The organism is Gordonia heveisoli (genome assembly GCF_030315745.1).
Taxonomy (GTDB): Bacteria; Actinomycetota; Actinomycetes; order Mycobacteriales; family Mycobacteriaceae; genus Gordonia.
In genome coordinates, this window is the sequence record NZ_JASXSH010000063.1 from 1 (window position 1) to 313 (window position 313).

General features: G+C 65.8%; 1 pseudogene. It reads right to left on the bottom strand.

Going from position 1 to position 313, the window contains the following annotated elements:
- Positions 1-313: pseudogene (locus QSJ18_RS20155) on the bottom strand (hypothetical protein); the annotation flags it as partial.

Consider the following 313-nt stretch of genomic DNA (forward strand, 5'->3'; position numbering starts at 1 on the left):
GCTGCCGAAGACGTTGGTGGTGGGTGCGGGGTGGGGTCCGTGTTGGTTGGTGGGTGGTGTTCGGCTGGTGCGCCGGTAGGTGAAGAAAAGTCGGTCGGGTTTGACCGTCGGGTTGGTGGAGATGCTGCAGAGGGCGATACCGCCGACGTCGCGGGAGAGCGGGGTCCAGTCGTGCCAGCCTTGCGGGTCGGGGTCGGGGTCGGGGAAGGGGGCGGCCCAGACGTAGGTGGTGTTGGGTGGTTCGACTGTGGAGTACAGGCCGTAAAACTTGTCGTACCACAGCCACACGGACAGGCTGGCGTGGCGAAAGCCT